Annotated in this window: 21 protein-coding genes; 12 read left to right on the forward strand and 9 right to left on the reverse strand. The window is 53.5% G+C overall.

Features of this window, described 5'->3' with window-relative positions:
• Positions 1-257: 257 nt before the first annotated feature.
• Positions 258-677, reverse strand: a complete 420-nt coding sequence (gene uraH / locus GKC68_RS11855) for a hydroxyisourate hydrolase (protein ID WP_028722222.1) — start codon at positions 675-677, stop codon at positions 258-260.
• A gap of 230 nt (positions 678-907) precedes the next feature.
• On the opposite strand from uraH, the gene GKC68_RS11860 reads away from it, so the two are divergent.
• The 4 genes from GKC68_RS11860 (at position 908) to ycgZ (ending at position 2713) form a co-directional block, all read left to right on the forward strand.
• Positions 908-1141 (forward strand): YgdI/YgdR family lipoprotein, encoded by a 234-nt coding sequence (locus tag GKC68_RS11860; RefSeq protein WP_028722221.1) that lies wholly within the window; start codon positions 908-910, stop codon positions 1139-1141.
• 31 nt (positions 1142-1172) lie between these two features.
• The gene (locus GKC68_RS11865; protein WP_028722220.1) at positions 1173-1400 is read left to right on the forward strand and encodes a YgdI/YgdR family lipoprotein; all 228 of its coding nucleotides are present in this window, start codon (positions 1173-1175) and stop codon (positions 1398-1400) included.
• Between the two features lie 569 nt (positions 1401-1969).
• Complete coding sequence (locus tag GKC68_RS11870; RefSeq protein WP_014605930.1) at positions 1970-2239, forward strand: hypothetical protein; 270 nt, start codon at positions 1970-1972, stop codon at positions 2237-2239.
• Between the two features lie 234 nt (positions 2240-2473).
• A complete protein-coding gene (gene ycgZ / locus GKC68_RS11875; RefSeq protein WP_028722219.1) occupies positions 2474-2713 on the forward strand; it encodes a regulatory protein YcgZ in 240 nt (79 codons plus the stop codon).
• Between the two features lie 163 nt (positions 2714-2876).
• Here the strand turns inward: ycgZ and GKC68_RS11880 are convergent, their stop codons facing one another.
• From GKC68_RS11880 to umuD, 5 genes are all read right to left on the reverse strand, one after another.
• A complete protein-coding gene (locus GKC68_RS11880; RefSeq protein ID WP_342656172.1) occupies positions 2877-3080 on the reverse strand; it encodes a hypothetical protein in 204 nt (67 codons plus the stop codon).
• A 153-nt stretch (positions 3081-3233) separates the two neighbouring features.
• The gene (locus tag GKC68_RS11885) at positions 3234-3875 is read right to left on the reverse strand and encodes a TetR/AcrR family transcriptional regulator (RefSeq protein WP_252293100.1); all 642 of its coding nucleotides are present in this window, start codon (positions 3873-3875) and stop codon (positions 3234-3236) included.
• Positions 3876-4014: 139 nt separating this feature from the next.
• Positions 4015-4860 carry a glyoxalase III HchA gene (gene hchA, locus GKC68_RS11890; RefSeq protein ID WP_015700389.1) on the reverse strand — a complete coding sequence of 282 codons (846 nt, stop codon included), beginning with the start codon at positions 4858-4860 and terminating at the stop codon, positions 4015-4017.
• A gap of 148 nt (positions 4861-5008) precedes the next feature.
• Positions 5009-6271 (reverse strand): translesion error-prone DNA polymerase V subunit UmuC, encoded by a 1263-nt coding sequence (gene umuC / locus GKC68_RS11895; RefSeq protein ID WP_028722215.1) that lies wholly within the window; start codon positions 6269-6271, stop codon positions 5009-5011.
• A 2-nt stretch (positions 6272-6273) separates the two neighbouring features.
• The gene (umuD, locus tag GKC68_RS11900) at positions 6274-6639 is read right to left on the reverse strand and encodes a translesion error-prone DNA polymerase V autoproteolytic subunit (RefSeq protein WP_050598368.1); all 366 of its coding nucleotides are present in this window, start codon (positions 6637-6639) and stop codon (positions 6274-6276) included.
• A 942-nt stretch (positions 6640-7581) separates the two neighbouring features.
• On the opposite strand from umuD, the gene GKC68_RS11905 reads away from it, so the two are divergent.
• Positions 7582-7860, forward strand: coding sequence for a hypothetical protein (locus GKC68_RS11905; protein ID WP_247102828.1), 279 nt, complete (start codon positions 7582-7584; stop codon positions 7858-7860).
• 145 nt (positions 7861-8005) lie between these two features.
• On the opposite strand, the gene GKC68_RS11910 is transcribed toward GKC68_RS11905, so the two are convergent.
• Positions 8006-8893 (reverse strand): LysR family transcriptional regulator, encoded by an 888-nt coding sequence (locus GKC68_RS11910; protein WP_204367156.1) that lies wholly within the window; start codon positions 8891-8893, stop codon positions 8006-8008.
• Between the two features lie 334 nt (positions 8894-9227).
• Between GKC68_RS11910 and bla the strand changes: the two genes are divergently transcribed.
• Positions 9228-10052, forward strand: coding sequence for a class A beta-lactamase (gene bla / locus GKC68_RS11915; protein ID WP_342656891.1), 825 nt, complete (start codon positions 9228-9230; stop codon positions 10050-10052).
• A 240-nt stretch (positions 10053-10292) separates the two neighbouring features.
• Positions 10293-11084 (forward strand): BPL-N domain-containing protein, encoded by a 792-nt coding sequence (locus tag GKC68_RS11920; protein WP_342656173.1) that lies wholly within the window; start codon positions 10293-10295, stop codon positions 11082-11084.
• Between the two features lie 99 nt (positions 11085-11183).
• Here the strand turns inward: GKC68_RS11920 and GKC68_RS11925 are convergent, their stop codons facing one another.
• The gene (locus GKC68_RS11925; RefSeq protein WP_028722209.1) at positions 11184-11408 is read right to left on the reverse strand and encodes a hypothetical protein; all 225 of its coding nucleotides are present in this window, start codon (positions 11406-11408) and stop codon (positions 11184-11186) included.
• Between the two features lie 617 nt (positions 11409-12025).
• Between GKC68_RS11925 and GKC68_RS11930 the strand changes: the two genes are divergently transcribed.
• Positions 12026-12340 (forward strand): biofilm development regulator YmgB/AriR family protein, encoded by a 315-nt coding sequence (locus tag GKC68_RS11930; protein ID WP_230624301.1) that lies wholly within the window; start codon positions 12026-12028, stop codon positions 12338-12340.
• 593 nt (positions 12341-12933) lie between these two features.
• On the opposite strand, the gene GKC68_RS11935 is transcribed toward GKC68_RS11930, so the two are convergent.
• The gene (locus GKC68_RS11935) at positions 12934-13902 is read right to left on the reverse strand and encodes a UV damage endonuclease UvsE (RefSeq protein ID WP_264238805.1); all 969 of its coding nucleotides are present in this window, start codon (positions 13900-13902) and stop codon (positions 12934-12936) included.
• 329 nt (positions 13903-14231) lie between these two features.
• Between GKC68_RS11935 and GKC68_RS11940 the strand changes: the two genes are divergently transcribed.
• From GKC68_RS11940 to treY, 4 genes are all read left to right on the forward strand, one after another.
• Positions 14232-14408 (forward strand): general stress protein, encoded by a 177-nt coding sequence (locus GKC68_RS11940; protein WP_014605940.1) that lies wholly within the window; start codon positions 14232-14234, stop codon positions 14406-14408.
• Positions 14409-14929: 521 nt separating this feature from the next.
• Positions 14930-17194 carry a catalase HPII gene (katE, locus tag GKC68_RS11945; RefSeq protein WP_342656174.1) on the forward strand — a complete coding sequence of 755 codons (2265 nt, stop codon included), beginning with the start codon at positions 14930-14932 and terminating at the stop codon, positions 17192-17194.
• Positions 17195-17667: 473 nt separating this feature from the next.
• The gene (gene treZ, locus GKC68_RS11950; protein WP_342656175.1) at positions 17668-19455 is read left to right on the forward strand and encodes a malto-oligosyltrehalose trehalohydrolase; all 1788 of its coding nucleotides are present in this window, start codon (positions 17668-17670) and stop codon (positions 19453-19455) included.
• On the forward strand, positions 19452-21983 hold the full coding sequence (treY, locus tag GKC68_RS11955; RefSeq protein ID WP_342656176.1) for a malto-oligosyltrehalose synthase: 2532 nt from the start codon (positions 19452-19454) through the stop codon (positions 21981-21983). The genes treZ and treY overlap by 4 nt, the downstream gene beginning before the upstream one ends.
• Positions 21984-22038 lie beyond the last annotated feature (55 nt).

Here is a 22038-nt window from a genome sequence, read left to right on the forward strand (position 1 = left end):
ATTAGGTGTCATTGACCTTCGCCAGAGAGCCACGCGGGCGCACCGGCCTGTCAGGGCAATTTAACCGATGATAGCCTGGGCATCAGCAAAAGTGTTTAAATAAGGCAGTGGAATAAAGACGAATACGGCGGGCGCGTTGTGCCACCCTGCAGGAGACGCAGGGCGGCAGACAGAGGGTCAGCAGCGGCATGCCGCCTACGCGAAGTGCCCCTCACTGTGCCGGCAGTGCCCCTGTTCGGTGACGCTGCCGGGTGAGATTAGTTACCGCGATAGGTTGAATAGCCGTAGGGACTCAGCAGTAACGGAATATGGTAATGAGGCTCGCTGCTTTCCATATGGAATATTACCGGAATTTCCGGGAAAAAGGATTTGTGCTGAACTTTCTGGTAATAATCGCCTGTTTTAAAGACGACTTTGTAATCGCCTGTTTCAACTTTTTTTCCCTCGGGAAACAGCGCACTAATTCTGCCGTTTTTATCGGTAACACCCGAGGAAAGTTTTACCCACTTATCCTGCTCTTTATGTTCAAGGTCAACGGAAATACCCGGCGTTGGCGTGCCCGACTCCAGATTTAATACATGAACGCTCAGGGGATTTTTCATGCTGCCTGATTCTGCTGCATAAGCACTCACTGAACCCATTAATAACGCTGCGACTGCACTCATTTGCCATTTCATTGTCGATTCCTTTATTTAGTTAACCTGTTGCCAAGGTTACAGAGCGCCCGATGAAATAGCTAACGGCAGGCGTTAAATGTGAATTTTCTGAGAGACAGGATGCTTTCCTGCTCTGTTTTAGCTATTCGCGCTATTTTCTTTTCATCATTAATGTCGTTTCGCGCGTTGGCCTGCAAAAATCCCAAAAGCGTCTATGCTGTTTAATTCAAGGTCCACTTCAAGGAGATGAAATGCATACTAAATCCTTCTCAGCTGCCGTTTTACTTGCCCTGTCCCTGGCAACGTTAGCAGGTTGCTCTTCAAACCAATCTATAAAAACATCAGACGGCCGCACGATTGTAACCGATGGTAAGCCCCAAATTGACAGCGATACGGGGCTGGTTTCTTATCGTGATGCACAAACAGGCAAAACCGAACAAATTAATCGCGATCAGATCAGCAACATGAGTGAACTTGATAACTAATTAATTCCATCATGGATATAAGGTGAATGCTATGAAGAAGACGCTGATTTTACCGCTGGCCGTTTTGATCGGCATGGCCGCATTAAGTGGCTGTACTCGTACCAGCTATGCCATTCACACTAACGATGGCCGTACCATTATTAGTGACGGCAAACCTTCTGAATCTGACGCCGGTTTACTGGGTTACACCGATGCAAACGGTGTGAAACAGCAAATTAATAAAGCCGACGTTAAAGCCGTTTCAGAAGTCCCAAACTAATCAACGCGCCGCGCCGAACAGGGCGGCATTTTTATTGCCCGCAGCCCTGTTCTGTTTCCCCTCACCTTATCGTCTGCCCTGCTCGTTAATACGCCGCTCACGCTCCGGTTTATTCTGATGCCAGAATCGAATGTGAACAGGGTGATGTCAGACCCGTTCTGTTTTCTGCTATCGGCTTCGCGGCTTTTGGTGATTTTTCATCTTTCGTCCCACTTTTCGTCGTTCTGGCGATTTTTTTAAACGCTTTTAGGGCCTCATAACAGGTTTATTTACCTGCTACGAACCGAATAATGCCGTAATTTCGGACTTTAACTGTCAAGTACCTATCTTAATTTCAGGCCAATGACCGCGTATCTAGTGCTTTAATCTCTTCAATTTTTTACTAGAAAATCTCTCTGATTACGCTTTTTCCCTGCTTTTTAAGAGGTTAGTGCGCTTATCACAACGTTCACTTTTTTCGTGGTTTTCTTTGATAGGTAATGCCTAATGAAATTAGGCTTTCACTATGCATTTCTTTTACTAGAATCATTATTGGGTCGACGACATTCTCACTCACTCAGGAGGTGCATATGTATTTTCACGATGAAGCTACCGGCCATAAGATTATTGGTGAAGCTGCGGTGAACCTGGCCCTACAGGATGAGGAGATAACTGTGGTTTCGCTGATCCGTCAGCTGAGCGTTATGGCGGACAATGAAATCGACGACGAGCGGGTCATTCAAATCGCGGATGCCCGTAAATGGCTGAAGAGCTTTATTAACGTCGCGACACGGGAGCGGGCAGAACTCAACTGGATGGCCGTGACTGGCCAGGTGCCTGCCAACCTGACCGAACACTAACCCTCTGGTCAGGGAGTTATCCCTCTACGCGGGCGCGCTGTGCGTCCGCGTTACCCCAGCCCGGCGCTGCTCTCTTCTTCGGTTTCCCCTGTCAACGGGCTGCTGCAGCCTGCTTCTTCTCTCTCCGCCAGCGACCGCTCATTTTTACATCGAAATAGCTGTACAATTTTTATTTTATTGTATAACTTTACGCGACTTTCAACTGACGACTTTTGGACCCCTGCGAGAGCACCTATGCAACACAATCATCGCCTACCTCAGAGCGCCGACGATATCTCCCGTTATTTTTCTGCGGCGAGCCTGCCTTCACAGCAAGAACTGCTGGGACAAATCGTTGTTGATATTTTACGCGCAGGTCAGAACGTAAACCGTAAATCTATCTGCACTAAACTGCTGCGCCGCCTTGAGCTGTCGGCAAGTCAGGAAGAAGAGCGTCTTTGTCGTGAATTGATTGGGTTGCTGTTTGGGCGGTGACACGGCAACTGACTGCCGTTATTCAGGCGGGTCATCTTTTTCAGAGCAGTAGCGGCATAACCGCTGTTACTGCTTCTGGTGCTGTTAATGCTTGTGTTGCTGTTACTGTTTCTGTTGCTTCCGCTGCTTTGCAGCACCCTGTCCGGCAAAGGATACTTACACGTTAGTGAAGTTTATGCGCCAGAATGCGGATGGCCTGTTCGCAGGTCAGTCTGGTCTTTTCGCACGCCGTCTGAAGACTTTGTTGGTGCAGCGCGCTGATAATGTCCTGTACCGTCACCGCTTCTCCGGGCTGAAGAATACCTGACACAATCTTTCCTAAAAGCGCGTGTATGTCTTCACCAATCTCTGTCCCGTTTTGTTTCACGCATTTTCCTCAAACGTTACTTTTCATTTAATATTCATTCGCTTAGCGAAATGGCGCTTTTCCACTCGTCCTGTCAGCACATCAGTTCTCAAGCGTTGGCTGACATCTTCGCGCTATAATTTAGGAAATATTCGCTTCCTAAATAGACAAATGTTAATCCAGTATTTTCAAGGCCAGGGCAATGGTCGCTTGCTCATTGGCAACATCGGCGACCTTGCCCGTGACGCGCATGCCAAATGCGATACGCAAAATCAGGCCTGCGGCCGTTTCAATATCAAGATCGGCGGATATTGAGCCATCGCGCTGCCCTTCTTCCAGTAATGACACAAGAAAGTCCTTATTGCGGTTGATCACCTGGGCAACCAACTGCGACAGCTCTGCGTCGAGCACCTGTAGCTCAATGGCGCTGCCGACCACGAGACAGCCTGTGCGCCCTTCACCACCACGAGAGGAGTCCAGATAAAACTGCAACAGCTCGCTTAGCTTCGCGCGGCCGGTGGCGTATTGAGCCAGTCGCTCCCGCAAATCCGCATTGCGAACGGCGATATAGCGCTGAAAGACCAGCAAAAATAATGAACGCTTATCCCGGAAAGCCTTGTAGATGCTGCCGACAGAGAGGTTCATTGCTTCACTGAGATCGGTCAGCGATGCGGCATGATAGCCTTTTTGCCTGAACACAATCATTGCCTTGTCCAGAGCCTGTTCCATATTGAACTCTCTGGGCCGACCGCGTTCTCTGTGTTTACAGGTTGTAGATAGCTGGCTGTTCATGACGACCAATGTGAAAGGCGACATCTTCGGCACTGGCCGAAAACGATATGCACCGTGATTGTATCTCAGGCGTGGATCACAAGTATACCTCGAATCCCAGCCCTGATGCAGAAGCCTGCATGAAAGCATTGCAGGCGACCGCTCAGGGCGCAGGTGCGAGCCTTTAGCGGTTAGCGTTGAGTAACGCTTCTGCCGCCAGTTTACCCAACGCATTGGCGGCAAACGGGCTGTCGCCGGTTAATACCCGACGATCTTTATGTACGGTGCCTTTGATATCACTGTTGACCAGCGTGAGCCCCATTGCCTGAAGCTTCTCGCCAAAATACCAGGTTAAATGCCCCGGCATATAGCCGATATCGGGCGTTTGCTTATCTGCTGAATCCGGGAATGCGCAGATAGCGTAGCCGTTAAGCGGGTTTTCTCCTTTACCCAGCGCAAGAAACGCTGCCGGGCCGTGGCATAGCGATATCAGATGACGATCGTTCGCCAGCGTCCAGCGAATCGCCTCTGCGACCGCCTCACTTTCTGGCAGCCCAATCAATGCACCGTGCCCCCCCGGAATAAACACACCGGCATAGTCTGAATGAGGCGTAAGTGATGCCACCACGTCGCTTAGCGTTAAAGGTGAACGGAACAGCGCCAGGCAATGGTTGTAAAATCCGACCACCACCTCGTCCTGCTGGGGCATTGCCCAGTGTTCAAACTTCACCATCTGTCCGGACAGCGTGGCCACGTCAAACTGAAAGCCGGCCTGATACAGGTGGTACAGCGGCAACAGGGTTTCAATGGGATGATTCCCGGTTGAAAATAGCGTGTCGTTATCCAGCGGCAGATAGCGCTCGTCAGCGCAGATGACCAGAATTTTTTTGTGCCCTGAGTACGGTTGCGCGTATTCAGCATCGCTCAGATCGGATTTAGGGCTGGTGAACTGGTCAAGAGAATAGGCTGACGGGAAAAACGCGTTATGTTCAGCCTGATCGGCCACGGGAGATTTACTGAGTTCTGACATGACAATGTTCTCCTTAAGGGCGAATGGATACCTGTTTCATCCTAGACCAGAAAGCCTGGTTTACGCAGAGCGGCAGCACAAAACGGACCCTTTATGAGAGCATTCCGTCTTATGACCGCGCCTGAAACCGATGTCACGACGGCCGCCGTCACTTCACCACGGGCAAATCGCTGAGGCGGGTGGTGTAAGCCGGCGACAACATCTCGCGCTTCATGGCCCAGCGTTTTTCCGTCCCCTGCCCGGCAAACCACATCTTTCCTTTGCCCTCTTTGTGAATCAAATCGATCACCTGCATCAGATCGTTACGGCCGGGGTTAACCGATCGTTCGTCGAACAGATCCAGCTGCGTTACGCCATGGTCGAAAAAATCACTCAGGACAATGCCGGCCTTGATATAGCGATGCCCTTCTATCCAGATATAGTCGAGCATCTCGGTCGCCACCCGGATGATGTCGCGCGTATCGTGAGACGGCGTCAGGAGTTGCCCCGTGGCCTGATTACCGTAAAAATTTTCGCCGGGCGCGTGTGGACTGGTGCGCAAAAACACACCGATTTGTCTGCAGTACTGTTTTTCTTTGCGGAGTTTTTCGGCCGCGCGTTCGGCGTAGGTGCAGACGGCCTGCCGCACCTGCGTATAGTCTGACAGGCGACTGCTGAAGGAGCGTGAGCACATAATCTGTTGTTTGGTGGGTTCGAGCGCCTCCAGATCCTGACAGGGTTCGCCGCGCAACTCTCTCACGGTGCGCTCCAGCACCACGCTGAAATTTTTACGAATCAGGCTGGTGCTCTGGCAGGCTAAATCATCTGCCGTTTTAATCCCCATTTCCTCAAGTCGCTGACTGAGCCGTCTGCCAACGCCCCATATATCGGCGACCGGCACCAGTGAAAGCAACTTTTTCTGTCGATCTGTGTTGGACAAATCCAGAACACCGCCTGTCTTACTCCACTTTTTTGCGGCATGATTAGCCAGCTTTGCCAGCGTCTTGGTGGGAGCAATGCCGACGCACACGTTGAGATGAACTTCTTTTTTTATTCGGGTTTTGATCTCGTGGCCGAAGGTGTCGAGCGACATACAGTGACTGACGCCCGTCAGATCCAGAAAGGCTTCGTCAATGGAGTAAATCTCTACCGAGGGCGCCATTTCCTCCAGCAACGTCATCACTCTGGTACTCATATCCGCATAAAGGGCGTAGTTGGAACTAAAAACCTGCACGTTGTGACGGGCAATAATCTCCCGCATTTTGAAAAAGGGCACGGCCATCGTAATGCCCAGGGCTTTTGCCTCCGCATTGCGTGCAATCACACAGCCATCGTTGTTAGATAACACAATAATGGGCTTACCTTTGAGATCGGGCCGAAACACCGTTTCACAGGAGGCATAAAAGTTGTTCACGTCCACCAGCGCAAACATGATTAATAAACCGACTTGATCACATAGGTCACCACACCAAACACTTCCAGCGCATCCTCCGTGCTAATCGCAATCGGTTTAAACTTTCGGTTCATCGGCACGAGTTGCAGACAGGGCTGAAGCTGAAGGCGCTTAACGGTAAACTCCCCTTCGACAGAGGCGACCACGATATCGCCATGCGAGGCTCTTAGCGCGCTGTCCACCACCAGCATATCGCCGTCATTAATGCCTGCGCCGGTCATCGACTCTCCACTTACCCGTACAAAGTAGGTCGAACTGGGGTGCTGAACGATCAGCTTGTTCAAATCAATACGTTGCTCTACGTAGTCCTGAGCTGGCGATGGAAAACCACATGGCACCCGCTCCATAAACAGCGGCAACGCGAGTAACGCACTGACGTTTGCTGGCCTGATAAGCTCCACATTTACCTCCCTTCCAAAATAACTGTATATAATTACAGTAATCGCGATCAACGGGTTTGATCAAGTGAAATGGCAAGGGTTTATATGAAGCGGTTGATGTGGATACAGATTTTTTTGCAGCCGCGCCGGGCAGGTTTTACGCAACTGTTCAGCAATCCTGCGTTCAGGTTATTCTTTCATCTGCGGCTTTCTCTGCACCTGAACCGGTTTCATCAGTGGCGCGCTTTTTGTCTGACGCCGTGACTGCGTCATATTCACGACAACGAAGCGGTCACACGCCCGGTATTTCACTGGGCCGTTCACCTGCATGTTCCCGTTAATTAACGCCCTTTTCTGTTTGGTCCCGGTGAACGCAAGCGTAAACATCGGCGGCATCTGTATTCTGGCGCTGACTGATTTATTTTTCTGCCAATAATAAACTGCAAATAATGATTGTCGTTATGCCTGATATTCATGCCGACGTATCGCTATTCAGATAGCGATTTGATGAAAGACACAACATGAAAGACACAAGGCGCCGCCTGTTGCGTTAACCTCCGGCCGTTTTTATTATTCTTCCCGGCCTGATGCCAGGCCAAGTTATTTATCCCGGCACGCACAGCACACCGTTCGATAAAGCGGAATCACAGAACCTGGCCCGTCAGTGATAAGCCGTTTCAGCGAGTCCCGGACAGGGCGCGCCCGGTATCGCGGTGCGGTAAGAGACGCTTTTCCTGACTACTTCTGATCATGCCTGCGTCGATCAGATCTGATGAAGGCATATAAACACTTGATTTAATTGTTAATATAATTATTAAGATAAGTAAAGAATACGTGAAGTGTTCTCACCGCCGCCCAGCGCTATGATGCGCCCTGACCTGACAGCCCTGTAAGGGAAAGGAGCACAGCATGGAATTAAAAAACCGTCACGGACAGAAAGTGTCTTTAACAACCGATGAAATTTCATTAACGTGGTTTTTTATGACGGGAATGGAAATGAATAAAATAGCAGCCTGGATGGCGCTTCCCGTGCACGCTGCATATTATATTAAGCAACGTGTCATGAAAAAACTTGGCGTAAAAAATAACAGTGAGTTTATCATCTGGTTTCTTAATTACCGGAAAACCAGCGAAAATGAAAAAGCGGCGCAGAGCATCCCTGAATGCAGAGTAGGCATAATAAAATGAACTCCTGTTTGTTTACGCCTGTGACGCAGGGGGCCAGTGAAAAACCCGCTGGCGGCTCACAGGCCGCCTCACTGTCTTAATCCGGTTAACGCGGGTTACCTCGACCCGGCTGATGTTATTCACAACAGGCTGTCGGGCTTATCCGCTATTCGCGTTCGCCTGTTGCCCGCCGCCCTATCCATTCACGAAATATTTCCATCGATGGCGTCATCTTCTTTGAACGGAGCCAGGTTAGCCAGTAGCTGCCGACGTCAATCTCTAGCGCAAAAGGACGGGCCAGCGTACCGGCATCCAGTTCACGCTGGAACATGCACGCCGGCACCAGCGCAATGCCACCCGTATGATACGCGGCCTCAATCATCAGACGTGATGAGTCAAATACCGGGCCGGTGATCCTGGGCGGTGTGATCCCCGCAGCCGTAAACCAGCTGTCCCACTCATCAGTCCGGTAGGAACGTAACAGATTTTCCCGTAACAGGCAGGCGGGTTGTTGCAGGCGGCGGGCAACATCGGGGCGACAAAGCACCGTAAGCGGAGCCGTAAACAGCCGTTCATTCTGCGTGGCGGGCCAGGCGCCAGAGCCAAACCGAATCGCGTAGTCCACGCCCTCGCCCGCCAGGCTGACCACGTTATTGTTGGTGCGTACGTTCAGTTCCAGCGCCGGATGCTGCTGACGGAACGCCTCAAGCCGGGGTAACAGCCAGCCCAATGCAAACGTCCCCACGCAGGCGATAGTCACCACCTCTCGGTATTCGCCCCCTTCGAAACGACGCCAGGCATTTTCGAGCTGCGTGAAGGCTTCTGACACTTCAGCAAACAGCAGCCTGGACTCATCTGTCATCTCCAGACCGCGCGGCAACCGGCGGAATAAGACGACGCCCAGCCGTTCTTCCAGCAGTCTGACCTGCTGACTGACGGCGGCCTGAGAGACAAACAGTTCCAGGCCCGCGCGGGTAAAATTCAGGTGGCGGGCGGAGGCTTCGAAAGCCCGAAGTGCGTTAAGCGGAACATCGTGTTTCACATTTACCCCCAGAAATTCTTTTAGCTCCTCTCAAATTATCTCGCTTGTCGGGATTTTGAAATCCCCTACCATCTACTCCGCCAACGCTTTTCTTCAGAAAAAACGTGCTACAGCAGGATGCAGGCCTCAGCGGACAGCTTCCCAGGCGCGAGACATCTTTTAAAGCGACATAAGTTTAACGAGGGGCTGAAGGTCAACTTTTCGTTTAATCCTGACCGCGCAACGATGCGGCTAACCGTTATGTCTTGCCTCTGTTCAGCGAGGCGGCATTTATCAGTGGAGATTGACTATGACTCATCTGTTCAGACGACGCGCCAGCACGGCCGTTACCCTGCTGGCACTCGCGATGCCGCTTGCCGCCCAGGCCGGCTTTGACGAGGCCGCGCTGCAACGCGGCATCCAGCAGCTGGAAAAAAACGCGGGCGGACGACTGGGTGTGGCGGTAACCGACACCGCCGATGGTGCGGTTTTCACCTACCGGGGAGAGGCGCGCTTTCCGCTATGCAGCACCAGTAAAGTTTTCGCCGTTGCGGCCATCCTGAAAAATAGCGAAAGCGCGGACGGATTGATGAGTGAAAAAATCGCCATTCATAAAGCCGACCTGGTTAACTATAACCCCATCACTGAAAAACACGTCGGCGCCACCATGACGGTGGCAGAACTCAGCGCGGCGGCGCTGCAGTACAGCGATAATACCGCCATGAACGCCCTGCTGACCCGCCTGGGTGGCCCGCAACAGGTCAATGCGTTTGCACGTAGCATTGGCGACAGCACCTTTCGGCTCGATCGCAAAGAGCCGGAGCTGAATACCGCTATCCCGGGTGATAAGCGTGATACGACATCGCCTGATGCCATGATGCAAAGCCTGAAAAAGCTGGTGTTGGGCAAGGCGCTGGCACCCGCGCAACGTCAGCAACTGACCGACTGGATGAAAGGCAATACAACAGGTGCTAACAGCATACGCGCTGGCCTGCCCGCCAGCTGGACGGTTGCAGATAAAACCGGAAGCGGTGATTACGGCACCACCAATGATATTGCCGTCATCTGGCCACCGCATCATGCACCGCTGGTGCTGGTAACGTATTACACCCAGCCTGATAAGCACGCCGCTGCGCGTAGAGATGTCCTGGCGGGTGCAGCGAAAATTGTTGCCTCAGGGTACAACAAATAAGGGCGTTCAGCGCGCAACTGAGCACACCGCCACCCCGCTGGCGGCGGTATGCTCAAGAGCCTCGTCGGCCAAAAGGGTTAGTGCGGGATAATCACCGCCCTGAATTGAGCAGTTGCTCAAGAACATCGGGTTGCGGTATGTTGATGTCGGCCTGGCACTCTGCCTGAGCCAACCTGCTTTCCGTTGCGGCAGCGGCCGTTACGGAAATCGTCTCTTTCTTTGCCTGACAGGAAATGCAACATGCGCTTCGCTTCTGACGCATTACAACGTGTCCGCTATCGACACGGGATTTTCACCGCGATGCTGTTTGCCTTGAGCGTCGTATCCGGCGTTAGCCTGGCGGCACAGGCTCCGCTAAACGTTGCCGTTTATCGCGGTGCGGCAGGCTGTAAGGGCTGTTCTGAAATGGTGGTGAAAGCGCTTCGTGGCGTCGCGATGCCACTCAGGATTGCCTATATCGGTGAGCACGAAAAACGAAAGCTGAATGCACAGAACCTGCGCCAGTTTGATCTCTATATCCAGCCGGGCGGCGGCCAGGACATCCCCGCTGCCTATGAGGCGCTCGGTGATGAAGGGGCCCGTGCCGTGCGCGATTTTGTCCGCAGTGGCAAAGGCTATCTCGGTCTGTGCATGGGAGCCTACCTGGCGGACAGTAACTGGCTGGGGCTCATCGCCTCGCCCCTTGACTCTGAAGTGGGACGTCCGGGCTCACACATCGCGGATGAGGGTGATTACACGATCGCGGTGACCTGGGATCACAGACCAGAAACCTTTTATTATCAGGATGGCCCTTATCTTGTTGGTCAGAAACAGCAGGACGGTTTTACACCTGTGGCTTTTTACCGTAATGGCGATGTGGCGATGGCGCGTTACGTCTACGGCAAAGGGACAGTTGTGTTAACCGGGCCGCATCCGGAAGCGGATGAGCGCTGGATGGACGACGTCAGCGACACTGGCGTAACTGACACCTCACCCCAGCAAAAGATGACGCGCCTGCTGGCTTATTTCTCCACACAACGTGCGGCGCAATAACGCCGTCAATGCCTGACGGGCTGCGCCACCCGGACCACCTGAGCCCCGGCGGCTAATCCAGGGGCCGGACGCTGCCCTGACGACAGCGCAGTGACACCGTTATACTTCGCTATCGGACTCCAGCGCGTCCTGAATCGCATCGGCCAGATTGGCGATTTCGTTTGCCACGGCCTGCAGATCCCACGCCGCTTTCGAGCCATTCGCAGACGTTGAGGCGCTGACGGACGCTTTTGCCACCGCCAGTGCCGCCGCAACCGCCACCGTACGTTTATGTTGTTCCTGTGTCATGCCTGCCGGCGGCAGTGAAAAATAGTCGTTAACCATTATCATTTCCTTCTGATTCGAGAGGCGTAAACCTTAACGTCCTGCGGGGGCAGAAGGAAGTGAATTATTGCAACGCCGCCCACAAAGCCAGCGTTGAGCCCCTGTAAGGCACAAACAGGGTTGTTGCTGCCCTCTTTCTGATTTCTGACGCGCATGCTACATGGACGTCATATCTGACCCTGTCTCGTCACCCGACAGCGCAGCGCCATCCTGTCGCTTTGACAGATTATCTCACCTGCCAGCGGACAGAGATCGCGCTCAACGCGGCTTTATCAGCGCTATGTGGTACAGCTTTTTCCTGGCGGGCAGCGTTTCGATGCCGTTTTATCCCAGGTTATACCGCTTAATCTGTACAACTTTGTACAGTCTTGTACAACAGCGAGGGGGAGCAGAAACGCGAAAAAATAAAAAAACGTCTTATAAATCATAGCAAAATACCGAAAGGAGCCATTGCGCAACGTTGCTGAGGGTACAGAAACTCCTCCGACCACCGATTTTTTTCGCAAAAAATTGTACAAAAGTAATTTTTTTGTATAACTTTACGGCGTGATGTTAAGTCACTTGTAACGAAAGGTGCCTTGCACCGCATCTGAAGGTGAGTGGATTTCCACCTTCAGATGCAAAATTTTTCTCTGCCGCCGGCAGAAAGCGGTTTCCACGATTTTGAGGCTACTATGCAAACGACAACCAATACCGAGTCTCAGATTTCTGAATATTTCATGAATGCGGGTGAGCATTTCACCAGTGAAAAAGATGTGATTGCAGAGACCTGGTCAGAACTCGCGGCCTTTAAAGCACACGTTTCTGAAAAAGATATGGTGCTGGGCTTAATCCATAAACTGGAAAGCGAAACCGACGCGACCAAACAGGATATCTATCGTCAGGCCCTGGAGATTGTGCTTCAGCGTTCGCCGGGCGAGGCTCGTTTTTAATTTTGTTGTGATGACACGCTACTTAGCAAGGACGCTTTGCCTTCCCTAAAAATTTGCCCCTGATTCAGGGGCTTTTTTATGCCTGTCTGGCACTCCTTTCACGACAATAGTGGAGCAAGAGGGCGTGATAACCCTGCTCGTCGCACTTTATCTTTCGCCTGTCTGTGTGAATTTTTCTGCCGTTGGGTTTAATGACGGCCGGGAGAAGCATGTTTCGTCACGCATCAAACTGTACGAAGCGGAACCCCCACCTTCGTTAGGCTGCCAGCCGGGAAACGCCAGCGAAGAACACACTCGCTGGCGGCAGAAACCCATCCCGGATCCTCTTATCGGCCCTGCCCGTCAAGGCGAACGGCAGGCCTTTTGATATGCGCCCGGAGGCAACGGGATCGACTGGCATAGGTTATTGCCAACGCGACAGGTCAGGTGCTGGCTACGCGGCGTTATCCCCAGACAAAGGATACCGGCCTGAACGATTTCCTGGTATTCCCGTTCGTGCGGCGACCGTCACAATCAAAGCGCAACAGCCACTGCGGGCTGCTGGCCGGGTAAACCGGTGCCCGTCACTGACGTAGACCCGCAACGGGCGCGTATCAGGTAATCAGGCTATTACGCCTTCCCCAGTCATACAGTTGTTCACGCGCCAGGTTTTTCATTTTTACCTCACACATGATATCGAAGTCGCCGAAGGACAAGGCCCAGCCGTTGAGCGTGGCATTGAAATAGTAATCAGAATGCGCACGCAGTTTGGTTTTCGGCACACTGAGATCCTGCTGGTCCGGAAAGCCTTCGGCCGGAATAATTCCCTCCTGTGAAATCGAGTAGTGCATCACCGGGCGTACGCCGCGCCAGGAGTCAATAATCTGCGCTATCCTTGCATCACTGGCCTGAATAAACTGATTCTCTTTAACCCAGTGATGATGAATATCCAGCACCACAGGGCAAAGCGCCCGGGCCTGCAGCACATCGTCCAGCGAACACGACATCTCATCGTTCTCCACCGTCAGCATCAGCCGGGCTTCGGGGCTGAGCCGGTGAAATGCCTGCCTGAACCCTTCAAACCCGAGTTTGCCATTCATATGAATGTTGATTTTAAAGTCCTGAAAGGTTTTGCCGTAGCCCATCAGGCAGGCACACAGAGCATGATATTCCACATCCTCTAAGGCACGTGACACGACATCAGGATTATCTGACGCCAGCACGCTGTACTGGCCTGGATGGAATGACAGCCGGATATGATGCGTCCGCGCCAGCTCGCCGCAGCGGGCGAACAGCGGATACAGCTCGGGTAAAAACGTTGCAAATAACGGCTTTGCCTGCGGCACCGTATACAGCGGCAGTAAATCACTGCCAATGCGCATCATCCTTAACGCCTCGGGCAGTGCCGCAATCGCTTCCAGCGTCAGATACAGGTTCTGCAAATTTGTCTTAGAAATCTCATAAATCAGCGCGGTGCGCTGGGCATCATCCAGACCGAGAAAACGGGTACGCGTGGTCGCGCGGAAGGGAAAATATTGCTTGCCCTGTTCGTTTAAGTACTTACATGCAAATCCTAATTTCATAAACACTCCTGAACGGTATTCAGCAAGTGTAACAGCTAATTAAAATTTCGCCATTTAGAGCATAACTTTCAATAAGTTAATACCTGATCTTACCTATAATTTCGCACTAACGGGCAGAGTGTAACGGATGACGTATAACATCACATTGCGGCGTCCGACCTGTTCAGCCTGCGGGCAGGATTTATTCACTGATTTTACAAGTAAATACCCTTAGATTTCGTCAAAGAACAAGGGATGACAAAGTGGCATAATTTCGTATCAGAACTAAACTTACCGCTGTGACTAGCTAGTCCTTCTTATCTAAGGAACCCTGATATGAGGTCTTGTCTATGACACAACAGAAATACAGAGGTGGTGCCGGTAATTTTGCCAACGATCCTGAGCGAGCCAGTGAAGCGGGCAGTGCAGGAGGCAAAGCCAGCGGAGGTAATTTCAAAAACGATCCTGAAAGAGCCAGGGAGGCCGGTCGGAAAGGAGGCAAAAACAGCCGTCGCACCTCTAAGTAGTTCTGAGTAAGGCGCCTTAAGGAGGTAATACGCCATGGACTGGCGATTTTCACCCTTTCTCACCCCTGCCTGTTATTCCCGTTAAGGATAACGATCCCCATGTTCAAATACCGATTGCTCAGGGATAATATCGGCTTCGCTTGCGCGTTAATAAGCGCAACGGAAAAAATAAAATTCAGGCGACTTTAGCGAAGCGCAACCGAATTAATCCCCACCTTTTCAGAAAAGGTCTGGTTTGATAAAACACCCTCACGCCATTAACACACAATAACCACTCTGATCAGAAAGTAAAAAAACAATATTTATCAGAATATTAAACCACCACCGTCGCGCTTAAAATAACCATTTAGTTTCATCATTAAATTATTTTCTCCTTCCTTAACATCGCCCTGATTTTGCGCCACGCCATCTGATAATTATTTTATCATCGCGATCAAATGCAATATTTATAAGCTTATTAATTAAGTTGTCCTATATTTACTGGCACCTCACGTAGTAAATAAAAGCTGGAGCAACGTGTCATGTCGAATGAGAAAAAGAATAATCCTCTGAATCACCCAGCCCCCACAACGGGTCCGGAATCCTCACAACCCGGACTGGGCTCGCTGGCACCTAAAGAGGGTTCACATCAACCCCCAGCCGAACCGACGCCGCCGGGTAAAAAGCCCACCGCGCCGGGTAGCCTTAAAGCACCCGACACGCACAGCGCGAAACTCGATCAACTGGAAGCGAACCGTAAAAACGGAACAAACAGCCCGCTGACGACCAATCAGGGCACCCGCATTGCAAATGATCAGAACACATTACGCGCCGGGTCACGTGGGCCGACGCTGCTTGAAGACTTCATCATGCGGGAGAAAATCACGCATTTTGACCATGAGCGCATTCCGGAGCGTATCGTGCATGCGCGCGGTTCAGCCGCCCACGGCTACTTTCAGCCCTACTGCTCACTAAAAGATGTGACTAAAGCGCACTTCCTGAGTGAGCCAGAGCAGATCACGCCGGTGTTTGTGCGCTTCTCGACGGTCCAGGGCGGCGCGGGGTCAGCGGATACGGTGCGGGATATTCGTGGTTTTGCTACCAAGTTTTACACCGATGAAGGCGTTTTCGACCTGGTCGGTAACAACACACCGGTGTTCTTTATACAGGACGCCCACAAGTTTCCCGATTTTGTACATGCGGTAAAGCCTGAGCCGCATAATGAAATCCCTCAGGGACAGAGTGCTCACGACACGTTTTGGGACTATGTGTCGCTACAGCCTGAAACCCTGCACAACGTGATCTGGGCGATGTCTGACCGGGGTATTCCGCGCAGCTACCGCACGATGGAGGGATTTGGCATTCATACCTTCCGCCTGATTAACGATGAAGGCAAAGCGACATTCGTTCGTTTCCACTGGAAACCACTGGCAGGCAAAGCCTCGCTGCTGTGGGATGAATCTCAGAAGCTGACCGGTCGCGACCCCGACTTCCACCGCCGCGACCTGTGGGAAGCGATTGAAGCGGGAGATTTCCCGGAATTTGAGCTTGGCCTGCAGATGATCCCGGAAGAAGATGAGTTCCAGTTCGACTTCGATATTCTGGACGCCACCAAGCTTATTCCGGAAGCGCTGGTGCCGGTTGTGCGCGTCGGCAAAATGGTGCTGAACCGCAATCCGGATAACTTCTTTGCTGAAACGGAACAGGTTGCCTTCCATCCGGGGCATCTCGTACCCGGACTCGATTTTTCTAACGACCCGCTGTTACAGGGCCGTCTGTTTTCCTACACCGATACGCAAATCAGCCGCCTCGGTGGACCAAACTTCCACGAAATCCCGATCAACCGCCCGGTTTGCCCGTACCACAATTTCCAACGCCAGGGCATGCACCGGATGGATATTGATACGAATCCGGCCAACTACGAACCCAACTCCATTAACGACAACTGGCCACGGGAAACACCGCCTGCCGCAAAAGGGGGCGGTTTCGAAAGCTATCAGGAGCGCGTTGAAGGACACAAAGTCCGCGAACGTAGCCCCTCGTTTGGTGAGTATTATGCCCAGCCGCGTTTGTTCTGGAACAGCCAGACTGACATTGAACAGCAGCACATCATTGCCGCCTACTCTTTTGAGTTGAGTAAGGTAGCCCGCCCCTACATCCGTGAACGCGTGGTGGACCATCTGTTGCGCATCGATGTCAAACTGGCACAAGGGGTGGCCGCCAACCTCGGGATTGATCTCAGCGATGAGCAGCTCAACACCGCCCCACCAAAAGACGTCAATGGCCTGCAGCGCGATGACAGCCTGAGCCTGTATGCCATTCCCGATGCCGACATCAAAGGCCGTCAGGTCGCCCTGCTGCTAAGCGAAGGCGTAAAAGCCGACGACGTACTGGCTATTCTGCAGCATCTCAGCGCCGCTGGCGTGCACACCAAACTGCTGGCGGCGCATATGGGCCAGGTCAGCGCGGACGATGGTTCTTTGTTGCCGATCGATGCCACGTTTAACGGGCTACCTTCGCTGACCTTTGATGCGGTGATCGTCCCCGACGGCAACGTTGACGCCCTGCTGAAAAGCGGAGATGCACGCTACTTCCTGCTGGAGGCTTATAAACATTTGAAAGTCATTGGCCTGAGTGGTGAAGCACGCCGTTTCAAAGCGCAGTTTGATCTGGATGAAAATCAGCAGGAGGAAGGCATCGTGGAAGCCGATAATGCTGAAATCGCGCTGATGAATGATTTTACTGCTGCGATGGCAGAACACCGCGTCTGGTCGCGTAGTCAGAAGGCCGAATCCATTCCGGCCTGATGACAGGATCAGTCCGCCCTGCCACGGGGGAGCTGACACCTTAAACGCACGCAGAATGGCCGTCCGCCTGGTCTGTTTGCGTCAAACCGCTGTTAAAGGCGGTTTTTTTCTGCCTGACGCCCGTGCTCTTTTTCTGATTTCCCCTGTGCAGAGGTCAATGGAGGCCGGCCTCATCGGACAGCCCGACCTCGCTGGGGAGGAAAAGCCTCAGGATACATTGCGCGCGGCGGCAGTAAATGTTGGAACCTGGTCTATGATTATTTGTTGAGAGTGTTGTGTGGAGCAGGCACTGCCGGGTGCCTCATGCGGTATGACACATAACAATATCTGAATAATGGCACTGGGAAAGGCTGTTAAGGCGCACCAACCTCCCGGGCTCCTGATCTCGCTAACATCATTTTGCATTCGCATCATCGGCTTACCGATAGCGTGGTGGTGCTTATTGCGTACTTTCTGGTCAAAGAGGCAACGGAATGGTATCTACATCTTTTTTTAAGAGTTGGGGAAGCGAATATCTGGCCGACGGCAGCGTGCGTTTCCGCGTCTGGGCAACGGGTCAACAGCAGGTCAGTTTACGACTTTCGGAGAAAGATCTTGCCATGACGCCCGCCGAAGACGGCTGGTTTGAGCTGCAGGTCAGCAGTGTACAGGCGGGGGCAACCTATAACTTTGTGCTAAACGATGGCACGGTGATTCCCGATCCCGCCTCACGCGCGCAACAGAATGACGTTAACGGCCCGTCCCTGGTCGTCGATCCTGCTCACTATCACTGGCAAAACACCACCTGGCAAGGACGCCCGTGGCAGGAAAGCGTGGTTTATGAAATGCATATGGGCACCTTTACCGCAGAAGGCACCTTCCAGGCTGCAATAAAGAAACTGCCTTATCTGGCGGAAACCGGCATTACCATGATTGAAGTCATGCCCGTTTCTCAGTTTGGCGGGCAGCGCGGTTGGGGCTACGATGGCGTGCTCCTGTACGCGCCACATGCTGCTTACGGCACGCCCGATGACTTTAAAGCGTTTATTGACGCGGCTCATGGCTATGGCATGGCGGTTGTACTGGACATCGTGCTTAACCACTTCGGCCCGGAAGGGAATTATCTGCCCTTGCTGTCACCAGACTTCTTCCATAAAGACCGGATGACGCCATGGGGCGCCGGCATTGCGTATGATGTGGATGCGGTGCGACGTTATATTGTTGAAGCCCCGCTCTACTGGCTGCAGGAATACCACCTGGACGGCCTGCGCTTCGATGCCATCGACCAGATTGAAGACGTTTCCGACACGCATGTTTTGATCGACATCGCTGAACGCATTCGCGCAGATATTCCCGAACGCCAGATCCATCTCACCACCGAAGACTGTCGCAACGTGATTTTCCTGCATCCCAGAGCGGAAGATGGCACCGCCCCACTGTTCACCGGCGAATGGAATGATGATTTTCATAATGCCGTTCATGTGTTTGCCACAGGCGAAACGCATGCCTATTACAAAGATTTTGCCGATCGGCCGGAAAAACGTGTGGCACGCGCGCTGGCTGAAGGGTTTGCCTACCAGGGCGAGGTCTCAGTGCAGTCGGGTGAAACGCGCGGTGTTGACAGTACCGGACAGCCGCCGGTGGCCTTCGTGGACTTTATCCAGAACCACGATCAGGTTGGCAACCGTGCGCAGGGAGAAAGGCTGATTTCTCTGGCCGGTGCCGAACGTACTCAGGTGCTGCTGGCAACGTTGCTGCTGTCGCCCCATATCCCTTTGTTGTTCATGGGGGAAGAGTACGGCGAAACCCATCCTTTCCTGTTCTTTACCGATTTCCATGGCGATCTGGCGAAAGCTGTGCGGGAAGGCCGGGCGAAAGAGTTTGAAGGACATGCCGGTCATGAGGGTGAGAGCGTTCCCGATCCTAATGATGAGGCGACCTTTACCCGTTCAAAACTGGACTGGAGCAAGCTGGAGAGCGAAGAAGGAAAACGCTGGCTGAAGTTGACCCGCTCACTGCTGGCGCTCCGGCAGCAGCATATTGTTCCGCTGCTGGCGAAGGCGGGTGGAAACAGTGGAAAGGTGCTGGACACCGCAGAGGGATTTGTTGCCGTGAGCTGGCGCTTGCCGGCGGGCACGTTATCAATGGCATTCAACATCGGCGAACAGGAGCGCACCCTGCCGGCAATGCCGGGCGAAACGATCTTCGCCTGGCCAGAATCCACCGATGTGCTGCCCCAAAACGCGATCGTTGTTCGTCTGGCTGCCGGAGAACCTAAATGAGCATTCCAACCGCCACCTACCGTATTCAGTTCCGCAATGGCATGACCTTCGACCGTGCGGCAGCGCTGGTGCCCTATCTGAAAAAAATGGGGATCAGCCATCTTTATGCCTCACCGATCTTTACCGCCACCCGTGACTCTACGCACGGTTATGACGTCACCGACGTTAATGAAATCGACCCGGCGATTGGCGGACGAGCGGGGTTTGATCGTCTGGTCAGCACGTTAAAACAGGCCGGACTGGGGCTTATCATTGATATCGTTCCCAACCATATGGCGGCATCGCTGGAGAACGGCTGGTGGCACGACGTGCTGGAGCACGGTAAAGACAGTCGCTATGCCAACTATTTCGACATCGACTGGTCACGCCGTCTGACGCTGCCGTTTCTGGGTGATGATATCGATACCGTTCTGGAGAACGGCGACCTTGCCGTTAAACGCGATCCCCAGACCGGCAAGCCTGCGCTGGCCTATTTTGAAAGTTACTATCCGCTTACGCCGGAAAGCTGGCAGGGACGGGAAGAAGCCGTGCTCCAGCTGCGCAGCAAAGCCGGGCTGGAAGCATTGCATCAACAGCAGCCCTGGCGGCTGATGTCGTGGCGCGATGCCGCGCGGGACCTCTCCTACCGCCGCTTTTTTGAGGTGACCGGGCTGGTTGGCGTACGGGTTGAAGATCCCACCGTCTTCAGGGATGCACACCGGCTTATTCTGGAACTGGTACACAGCGGCGCGGTTGACGGCCTGCGCGTCGATCACGTTGACGGACTGGCCGATCCCAAAGGTTATCTGACGCAGTTGCGTCGCGAGGCCGGCGAGGCATGTTATATCACCGTTGAGAAAATCCTGGGTGAAGGCGAGCAGATCCCCGCCGACTGGCCCATTTCCGGCACCACAGGCTATGAGTTTATCGCCGCGCTGTCTCATGTGCTGGTTGATAATCACGCTCTCGACGCCCTCCGCCAGGCCTGTGAAAGCGTCAGCGGCCAGGTCGTGCAGATGGACGACGAACTTCGTAAGGCAAAATGCCTGATGGCAGATCGCAATTTTGCCGGGGAATTTTCGCGCCTGATGGACCTGGCCTGCACCATTGCCGAGGGGGAACACATCGCGGTTGATCCCGAGCGGCTCCGCAGCGCACTGCGCGAACTGCTGGTGGCGTTCCCGGTCTATCGAACCTACGGCAATGCGCACGGCCTGCCTGCCAACGACCAACAACGTCTTCAGGCCGTCGCTGACGGCGTCAGGGCGTCGGAACATGCACCTGACAGCCACATGCTCGATTTCCTGCTGCAGATCATGCAGGGCGACGTCGCCAACCAGTCCACCGCGCTGGCGAACAGCTTCCGGACCCGCTTCCAGCAGCTCACCGGTCCGTTAATGGCGAAATCCATCGAAGATACGCTGTTTTACCGACAGAACAGCGCGCTGGCGTTAAATGAGGTGGGCGCGGAACCCTTACAGACCCAGTTTTCCCCGCAGCAGTTTCACCATGAGATGGCAACGCGTCTTGCGCGTCAGCCGGACGCCCTTTCGGCCAGCTCGACGCATGATACCAAGCGAGGCGAAGACGCGCGCGCGCGGCTTTACACGTTGACGGAAGCCCCCCAGCGCTGGGCCGAGAACGTGGCGCGCTGGCGCGAACTCAATCGCCAGGCCGTGGGTGCCCTTGAGGACGGCCCTGCACCGGAACCGTCCGTGGAGTGGATGCTGTATCAGGCGCTCGCCGGTGTCTGGCCGCCCACCTTAGATCCCCGGGACAGTGCAGGGCTGGACGCCCTTGCCGAACGCTTTGCAGGCTATGTCGAAAAAGCCTTGCGTGAAGCCAAACTGCGCACTGACTGGACCGAGAACAACACCGCGTACGAGCAGGCCGTGCTGGGCTACGCGCGTCACCTGCTCTCCCCTGCAAATCAGCCTTTCCTGCAGGATTTCGTTGAGGCGCTGCAACCCTTTATCCATGCCGGCCTGGTGAACAGCCTGAGCCAGAGAGTCGTTAAGCTGACCGCGCCCGGGGTGCCGGATGTGTATCAGGGAAGCGAAGCACTGGACTTCAGCCTGGTCGATCCTGATAACCGACGCGAACCGGATTATGCCGTCCTGGAAGCGATGTTAGGTTCTGCGACGACGGCCCTGCCCGGTAGCCATGATAGCTGGCTCAGTGGTCAGGTTAACCAGCTTGCCACCGTAGCGCTGCTCAATTTACGCCGGGACAGGCCTGAACTTTTTGCCCGGGGCACGTATCTGCCGCTTACCGCTGAAGGCGCGCAGTCCGACAGGATGCTGGCGTTTGCGCGCACCCAGGGCAGTGAGGCCATTATTGTGGTGACATCCCGACGGGTGTTCGACGCGCAGCTCAATCTGGAAACGCCCCCGGCAACGCACTGGGCCGCCACCGGGATCCTGCTGCCGGATGAACTGGCACATCGCCGTTATCGCAATGTGCTGAGCGGCGAAACGATCACTCTGACCGACCGTATTTCGCTGGAAACGTTAAATAATTACTGGGCACTGGCATTGTTAGCTTGCTGAAAGCAGGCCAGTACATGGATTGAAACACCGTAACGGGGTTCGTTAATTGAGAGGG

The organism is Pantoea sp. RSPAM1, assembly GCF_038816185.1.
Classification (GTDB): Bacteria; Pseudomonadota; Gammaproteobacteria; order Enterobacterales; family Enterobacteriaceae; genus Pantoea; species Pantoea ananatis.